Consider the following 8542-nt stretch of genomic DNA (forward strand, 5'->3'; position numbering starts at 1 on the left):
GCCGCCCGCATCGACCACGAGGAGATGCGCCGCGAGGCGGCGCGCTTCGAGGGCGAGGCGTTGACCGACCCGCTCACCGGGCTGCCCAACCGCCGCCGGCTGGAGCGCTACATCACCGCTGTGGTCACCCGCGGCGACCGGGTGGTGATCGGCGTCTGCGACCTGGACGGCTTCAAGGCGGTCAACACCCGGCACGGGCACCACTCCGGCGACCTGGTGCTCCAACGCATCGCCGGCGTGATCAACCGGGTGATGCGCCGGGGCGATTTCGTGGCCCGCTACGGCGGTGACGAATTCGTGGTGGTGCTGCCGGACACCGGCATGGCCGAGGCCGCCGAGGTGGCCCGCCGGATCGAGGCAGCGGTCCGACTGGAGGACTGGGAATCGTTGGTGCCGGGCACCCCGGTCGGGGTGAGCATCGGCTTCGCCGAGGTCTCCGGTGGCAGCGGGCTGCGCGACGCGCTCAGCGTCGCGTTCGAGCAGGCCGACCGCGAGATGCTCCGCGCCAAGACCCGCCCCCGCGCGAGCTGACCGCCCGGCCCGCCCCGATCAGCGGCGGGTCGAGCGCCGCGACCAGGTCGAGCGCCGTGGTCAGCGGCGGGTCAGCTCGGTGTCGCCGGCGAGCCGGGCGGCACGGTCGGCCTCGGTGAGGGCGTCCAGCACCCCGTCCAGCTCGCCGCCGAGCGCCAGGTCCAGGTTGTACGCGGTGTAGCCGATCCGGTGATCGGTGATCCGGTTCTGCGGGAAGTTGTAGGTGCGGATCCGCTCCGAGCGGTCCACAGTGCGTACCTGCGCCTTGCGCGCGTCCGAGGCGGCGGCGTCGGCCTGCTCCTGCGCGGCGGCGAGCAGCCGGGCCCGCAGGATCCGCATCGCCTGTTCCCGGTTCTGCAACTGGGACTTCTCGTTCTGGCAGGAGACGACGATGCCGGTCGGCAGGTGGGTGATCCGCACCGCCGAGTCGGTGGTGTTGACCGACTGGCCGCCCGGGCCGGACGAGCGGAACACGTCGATGCGCAGGTCGTTCTGGTCGATGGTGACGTCGACGTCCTCGGCCTCCGGCAGCACCAGCACCCCGGCGGCGCTGGTGTGGATCCGGCCCTGCGACTCGGTCACCGGGACGCGCTGCACCCGGTGTACGCCGCCCTCCCACTTGAGCCGCGACCAGACGCCGTTGCCGCCCTCCGGCACACCCTTGGTCTTGATCGACAGGGAGACGTCCTTGACCCCGCCCAGGTCGGAATCCTGCGCGTCGATCACCTCGGTGACCCAACCGTGCCGCTCGGCGTAGCGGGTGTACATCCGCAGCAGATCACCGGCGAACAGCGCCGACTCCTCGCCACCCTCACCGGCCTTGATCTCGACGATCACGTCCTTGGCGTCGTGCGGGTCGCGCGGAATGAGCAGCTCGGCGAGGCGCTCCTCCAGCACCGGCAGGGACTCGGCGATGGACTCCGCCTCACCCGCGAAGGACGGGTCCTCGGCGGCCAGCTCGCGAGCCGCGGCCAGATCGGCGCGGGCCTGCTCCAACTCGTCGGCGGCCTTGTGCAGCGGCACCAGCTCGGCGTACCGGCGGCCGACCCTGCGCGCGGTGGCCTGGTCGGCGTGGATGGCCGGGTCGGCCAACCGCTTCTCCAGCTGCGCGTACTCGTCGAGAAGGCCGGCCAGACGCTCGCTGCTCATGCTGCGGATGCTCCTTCGACGGTGCGCGACGACCGGGCCGGGCCGGGGGGCCAGCGGCCGGGCGGAAAACTGAGGGAAATGCGGACGGCGCCCGCGTCCGGCGGAAAACCGGACGCGGGCGCCGAACGAGGAGCTACTTGGCCTTCTTGGCCTGAACCTTGGCGTACTTCTGCTGGAACTTCGCGACCCGGCCGGCGGTGTCGAGAACGCGCTGCTTACCGGTGTAGAACGGGTGGCAGGCGCTGCAGGTCTCGGCGTGGATCGCCCCGCCCTTGGCGGTGCTGCGGGTCGTGAACGTGTTGCCACAGGAGCAGCTGACCTCGGTGGTCACGTACTCCGGGTGGATGTTTGCCTTCATCTCGCCTCGGTCCTCTCGTTGGTGGTCGCCGGGTCGCCGTCATCGCTCGTCGCGCCGTACGCGACGGGCTCGGGCGTGAACCGGAACCGGTGGCCGATTGACCAGTGTGCCATGGGCCTGAGCCGACCCGGTAATCGGGCCGCACACCTCGTCCGGCATCGTCAACACGTGCCTACCCGTCCGCATTCCCACCGCCCGACGGGGCATTCGCGCACCCGGCGGACCGCCGCCAGGTACCCCGGCCGGGGTACGCCCGTCGAGCCGGAGGTGCGTCGATGACCCGCCTGATCGCCACCCGGGGACTGCCCGCCTCGGGCAAGACGACCTTCGCCCGCACGCTCCAGCCGTCCGTCGCGCGGGTCAACCGGGACGATCTGCGCCGGATGCTGCACGGCGAACGGTTGTTCACCCAGTGGGCCGAGGCGCAGGTGACCGCCGTGCAGCAGGCTCAGGTCGAGGCGCTGCTGCGGGCCCGCGCGGACGTCTGCGTGGACGACACCAACCTGCGCTCGCGGACCCTGCGGGGCTGGGCCGACCTGGCCGCCCGGCACGGCGCGCAGTTCGAGGTGCACGACTTCACCGACGTCCCGCTGGACGAGTGCCTGCGCCGCGACGCCGCCCGTCCGGCCGCCGACCAGGTGGGTGCGGACGCGATCCGCCGGCTGCACGAGCGGTACCTGCGGGGGCGCACCCTGCCGTTGCCGGTGCCACAGGCACGTACCGGACGCCCCGGCACCGTGCACCCGTCGTCGACCGAGCCACCGGAGATCGTTCTGGTGGACATCGACGGCACCGTCGCGCTGGCCGTCTCCCGCAGCCCGTACGACATGACCCGGGTGGGCGAGGACCAGCCGAACCCGGCGGTGATCGCGGCGGTCCGGGCGATGCACGCCGCCGGGTACGGGGTGGTCTTCTGCTCGGGGCGCGACGCCTCCGCCCGCGCGGCCACCGAGGCCTGGCTGGCCCGGCACGTACGAGTGCCCTACCTGGGTCTGCACCTGCGGGCGGTCGGTGACTCCCGCAAGGACTCGATCGTCAAGCGGGAGATCTACGACCGGGAGATCCGGGACCGTTACCGGGTGGCCGGCGTCTTCGACGACCGCGTCCAGGTGGTCCAGATGTGGCGGGCCCTCGGCCTCACCGTCTTCCAGGTGGCCGAGGGGGACTTCTGAGCCCCGGGCGGGGGCCCTCCGCGCCGGAAGGGCCCCGCCCGCTGCTCACCGGGTGAGGGCGATGGTGGCCTCGGCGCTGAGGCCGTTGACAGTGACAGTCAGGCGTATCGGCACGCCGGACCGCAGTGCCGTCAGGGTGCCGGTGGCCGGGTCGAAGCGGGCGGTGTGCCACTGGCGCACCCCCGCCGCCGAGCCGATGTGCACCTGCGGCGACCCGGACCAGTCGGCGCTGACCGGCGCGGCCACCGGGACCGTACGCCCGCCGGGCTGGGTCAGCGTGGCGCTGACCGACACCGGGGTGCCCACCGCGACGCTGGCCGGGGCGGTCACCGTGAGCCGGTCGGCGTGCGCGTGGAACTCCGCGTCCACCCAGGCCGGCCCCTCGGCGAGCGGGTTCCGGCGGGCGCGCTCGGCCTCGGCCGGGGTGACCGGGTCCACGCCGAACTCCGTCCAGCCGGTGAAGCCGCCCTGGTCGGCGGGGGTGGATGGCGTCTTGCCGGCGTTGCCGTTGATGACGAAGGGCACCCCGTCCACCCGGTCGGCGTGGAACGTGCCGACGTGCCCGCCCACGAACAGCGCGCCCTTTCCGGTGCGGTGCTGGAAGTCGGCCATCCACTGCTCCAGCAGCGCCGCCTCCTTGCGGTCACCGAGCTGGCTGGCCTGCGCCGGGCTGGGGTCGCGCGCCGGGTGGTGGTGCAGCACGACGACCGAACCCACGCGTCGGTCGGTGGCCGCCGCGTCCAGCGTCTCGCGCAGCATCCGCACCTGGTCGAAGCCTCCGCCGCGCAAGGTCCCGGTGGACGAGTTCAGCGTGACGAACCGGGTGCCGTTGTGGTCGAACACCCGTGAGGTGGCACCGAAGGCGGCCTCGAAGTTGCTGATCGGCGCGCCCATGATCTCGTGGTTGCCGGGCACGTAGTACCAGGGCAGGGCGTCTCCCAGTTCCTCGGCGAGGATGCGCTTGGCCAGCGCGAAGTCGGCCGGGTAGGCAGTGTCCACGAAGTCACCGTTGATCAGCAGGAAGTCCGGCCTGGCGGCCTTGACCTCGCGCAGCGTCCGGCGGGCCTGGGCGACCAGGTCACTGTCCGGGTCGGCGGCGACGAACTGGGCGTCGGAGAGCACCGCGAACCGCCACGGCGCGCCGTCCACGGTGCCGTCGCGGACCACCACCCGATCGGTACGCGGCGGCACCGCCGGCACGTCGACGGTCGGGGGCACCTTCGCCACCAGGTCGTCGATGATCACCTCGCTGGTGTACTGCGCCGCGGCGTTCGTCTCGGCCACGTAGAACCGGCGCACCCGCACCGGGTACTGCACCCCGGCCGGCACCGCGAACTCCACGTACCGCCAGCCTGTCCAGGTGATCAGTGGTCCGCGCAGCACGTGCTGGGTGTCCTGGGCGTCGTGCAGGTGCAGGCTCGGCCACTCCCCGGTGCCGTTGCCGTGGATCCACATGCCGAACGCCTGCGGCTGGCCGGGCACCTCGATCCAGGCCGGCGGGTCGGCGTACGCGGCCCGCGTGCCGGTGGACTGGCTGAAGTCGTACGTCATCCGCAGGCCCGTGCCGGTGTGCCCCGGTGTCGGCGCTACCGACCCGCTGGCGCGGGCCTGGCTGAACCGCCAGGATCCGGCGTCGTCGAAGCCGGCCACCGGCACGTCGGTCAGCCCGACGGTGACCGGCAGGACGGTGCTGCTCCGTCCGACGTGCACGGTGACCAGGGCGGAGCCGGTGTCCCGCAGCGCGCTGACCGCGAGGTTGCCGTCCGCGGTCGGAGTGATCCGTAGCAGGTCCCTGTCGTAGTCGAGGGTCAGGTCGGCCGGCTCGATCGGCGCGGTGTTGCCGTCGCCGTCGTACCCGACCACGCCGACCACCGCGTTGCCATCCCGCCCGGTCAGCCCGACGCGCGGCACGGTGGCGCCGATCCGGGTCAGCGGGCCGAGCACGGTGAGACCCAGCGAGCCGGTGGCGCGGCCACGTGCCGCGGTGACCGTGCTGGCCCCCGGTGTGCCGGCGTGGAACACCCCGTCACCGCCGACCCGGCCGCGTACCGCCGGGGTCACCCGCCAGCTGGGGGCGCCGGCCGCCGGGCCGTACGTCTCGTCGTAGCCGGCGGCCGTGAGGACGCGGGTCAGACCGGGAAAAACCCGGTCGGGCCGGCCGCCGCGCACCGGCGAGATGCCCGGGGCGGCGGTGGGGTCGCTGGCCGTCTCGACCCAGTAGCCGGTGAGCCGGCCGCTGCCCTTCGGCGCGTAGATGGCCAGGCCGTTGGGCACGGCCCGCTCGGTCCCGTCCGACGGGCCGTTCTCCACCTGCACAGCCGGTGCGCCCGGCTCCCGGGCCAGCAGCGTGGACGAGCCGCCTCCGTCGAGGTTGAGCGCGTGGTGGGCACCGAGTTCGGCCATCATCCGGCCCATCTCGGTCTGCGTCACGCCGCGGCTGTCGACCTGCCGGCCGTCCACCGTCAACATGATCATCTTTCGCCCGTCGGCGCTGAAGCCGACGGAGGTGCGCGGAGCCAGCGTCGGGTCGGCGATGCTCTGGACGACGCCGTCGCGGACCAGCACGTTGCCGCCTCCGACGGCAGCGTGCAGGCTGCTGCCGTCGGACGGCTTCGGACGCCAGGCCACCGTCACCGGGTCACCGGGGCGAAGACCGGCGAGGGCGTCCGCACCGGCGTCCCGGCCGAGCAGCACGGTGCTGCCGGCGGCGATCGGTCCGCTGCCGGCCACAGCGCTCACCCCGGTCACCCGACCGCCGGAGACGGTGACCTCGACCACCCGGGCCGCGCCCTCCACCGCCCGCTGCCGGGAGTACGTCCCCCAGAGTTCGGTGAACGCGCCGATGCCGTCGGCCTGCACCATGTTGTTGAACTGGGTCAGCGGCACCGGCCCGGTGGGCAGGGTGGCGCTGCCGTCGAAGTTCACCTCGATCACCCGGCCGAGCCCGCTCGTGGTGACCGCCACCGCGTTGTGGTGGCCGCCGACCGCCGACTGGATCAGCTCGCCGTCGCGGATGCCGACGCCCTGGGCGGCACCGGAGTTGTTGATGTCGAAGAAGTCACCGTTGACGGCGGCGACAGCCCGCGTGGCGTCCGCCGCCGTGCGCAGGGGCTCGGCCCGGCTGACCGCCCCGGAGTTGACGTAGTCGACGGTGGACCCACCGGCGAGGTCGGTGGTGAGGGCGTCGGCGCGCAGCCAGCCGTCGGCGTCGTACCGGTCGAAGGAGGTGAGCTGCACGCCCGGGGCGACCGGTCGGGTGGTCTTCGTGGTCTCCAGTCCGCCGGCCGGCTCCAGACCGTCGGTGGCCGAGGTCGAGGCGGTCGCGGCGGGGTCGGTGACCAGCCCGACGGAACCGAACGGCCACGACGACGCGGACGGCGCGTCCTCGGCGAGGGTGGACGGGGCGACGGTGGACGGGGCCGGCGGGGCGGCGGTGGCCGGCAGCGGCGCGGCCAGCGAGAGCAGTGGCGTCAGCAGCAGGACGCCGGTGCGGCGGGCGGATCGTCTGCGGGTACGCATGGACGACAGTCAACCCGGTCCTGAATAGAAGTTTCAAGACCCCTGGACTGAAGCGAAGGAAAACTCCACAATGACATCATCGGGGGGATCGGGCTGGGGACATGACGAAGGGGCACGACCACAACGGCCGTGCCCCTTCGTCGGTCAGCGCAGGAGGGTCACTCCCCCGGCGTCGACTTCGCGATCTGCATCAGGAACTCGATGTTCGTGCGGGACTGCTTGAGCCGGTCCAGCAGGAGATCCATCGCCGCCTGCGAATCCAGCGAGTGCAGCACCTTCCGGAGCTTGTGGATGATGGCCAGCTCTTCCGGTGCGAGCAGGACCTCTTCCTTACGCGTACCGGACGGGTTGATGTCGATGGCCGGGAAGGTCCGCTTGTCGGCGATCTTCCGGTCCAGCTTCAACTCGGCGTTGCCCGTGCCCTTGAACTCCTCGAAGATGACCGTGTCCGCCATGGAACCGGTCTCCACCAGCGCCGTGGCGATGATGGTCAGCGACCCGCCGTTCTCGATGTTGCGGGCCGCGCCGAGGAAGCGCTTCGGCGGGTACAGCGCGGTGGAGTCGATACCACCCGACATGATCCGGCCGCTGGCCGGTGCCGCCAGGTTGTACGACCGACCGAGCCGGGTCACCGAGTCGAGCAGCACGACGACGTCGTGCCCCAGCTCGACGAGGCGCTTGGCCCGCTCGATGGCCAGCTCCGCCACCGTGGTGTGGTCCTGCGGCGGACGGTCGAACGTGGCCGCGATGACCTCGCCCTTGATCGACCGCTGCATGTCGGTGACCTCTTCGGGCCGCTCGTCGACCAGCACCACCATCAGGTGGCACTCCGGGTTGTTGCGGGTGATCGCGTTCGCGATCGCCTGCAGCACCATCGTCTTACCCGCCTTGGGCGGAGACTGGATGAGTGCCCGCTGGCCCTTGCCGATCGGCATGACCAGGTCGATGACCCGGGTGGTCAGGATGTGCGGCTCGGTCTCCAACCGCAGGCGCTCCTGCGGGTAGAGCGGAGTGAGCTTGTAGAACTCCGGACGACGCCGCGCCTCCTCCGGCTCCATCCCGTTGATCGTGTCCAGCCGCATCAGCGGGTTGTACTTGTCGCGCCGCTGGTCACCGCTGTTGCCACCCTCACGGGCCGCCCGCACCGCACCGGTGATCGCGTCACCACGGCGCAGGCCGTACTTCTTGATCTGGGACATCGAGACGTACACGTCGTTCGGGCCGGCCAGGTAACCGGTCGTCCGCACGAAGGCGTAGTTGTCGAGCACGTCGATGATGCCGGCCACCGGGACGAGCACGTCGTCCTCGCTGACCTGCGGCTCACGCCCGCCGGTGTCGGCACCGGTCTCGGCGCGCTCGCCGCGCCCGCGGCGACGGTCCCGGAAACGGCTGCGCCGGCCGCGCCGGCCGCCGCCCTCGCCGTCGTCGTCGTCGCTGTCCCGCTCGGCCCGCTGACCACGGTCGTTGCGGTCGTTGCGGTCACCGCGGTCTTGGCGGTCGTTGCGCTCGGCCCGCTCACCCCGGTCGGCACGCTCACCACGATCGTTGCGCTCGCCCCGGTCGGTACGCTCGGCCCGCTCGCTCCGGTCGTTGCGCTCGCCCCGGTCGGCTCGCTCGCCCCGGTCGACACGCTCGCCCCGGTCGACACGCTCACCGCGCTCGGCACGCTCACCGCGCTCGGCACGCTCGCCCCGGTCGGCACGCTCACCCCGGTCGGCACGCTCACCCCGGTCGGCACGCTCACCCCGGTCGGCACGCTCACCGCGCTCGGCACGCTCACCGCGCTCCGGACGCTCGGCCCGGTCGCGACGGG

The 8542-nt window shown here is 72.5% G+C and carries 6 protein-coding genes; 2 read left to right on the top strand and 4 right to left on the bottom strand.

The window, feature by feature from the left end:
- Window positions 1–531: GGDEF domain-containing protein (locus KBX53_RS13445; protein WP_210859541.1), on the top strand; the 531-nt coding region annotated here is incomplete at its 5' end.
- 60 nt (window positions 532–591) lie between these two features.
- Here the strand turns inward: KBX53_RS13445 and prfA are convergent.
- The gene (gene prfA, locus KBX53_RS13450; RefSeq protein ID WP_030333152.1) at window positions 592–1680 is read right to left on the bottom strand and encodes a peptide chain release factor 1; all 1089 of its coding nucleotides are present in this window, start codon (window positions 1678–1680) and stop codon (window positions 592–594) included.
- 133 nt (window positions 1681–1813) lie between these two features.
- Window positions 1814–2038: a 50S ribosomal protein L31 gene (rpmE, locus tag KBX53_RS13455; RefSeq protein ID WP_030333150.1), complete on the bottom strand. Its 225-nt coding sequence runs from the start codon at window positions 2036–2038 to the stop codon at window positions 1814–1816.
- A 275-nt stretch (window positions 2039–2313) separates the two neighbouring features.
- On the opposite strand from rpmE, the gene KBX53_RS13460 reads away from it, so the two are divergent.
- Complete coding sequence (locus tag KBX53_RS13460) at window positions 2314–3210, top strand: AAA family ATPase (protein ID WP_030333148.1); 897 nt, start codon at window positions 2314–2316, stop codon at window positions 3208–3210.
- 45 nt (window positions 3211–3255) lie between these two features.
- Here KBX53_RS13460 and KBX53_RS13465 read toward each other — a convergent pair whose 3' ends face one another.
- The gene (locus tag KBX53_RS13465) at window positions 3256–6729 is read right to left on the bottom strand and encodes a phosphodiester glycosidase family protein (protein ID WP_210859543.1); all 3474 of its coding nucleotides are present in this window, start codon (window positions 6727–6729) and stop codon (window positions 3256–3258) included.
- Between the two features lie 158 nt (window positions 6730–6887).
- Window positions 6888–8542: transcription termination factor Rho (rho, locus tag KBX53_RS13470; protein WP_210859550.1), on the bottom strand; the 1655-nt coding region annotated here is incomplete at its 5' end.

This window comes from Micromonospora sp. M51 (assembly GCF_018070305.1).
GTDB classification, from domain to species: domain Bacteria; phylum Actinomycetota; class Actinomycetes; order Mycobacteriales; family Micromonosporaceae; genus Micromonospora; species Micromonospora parva.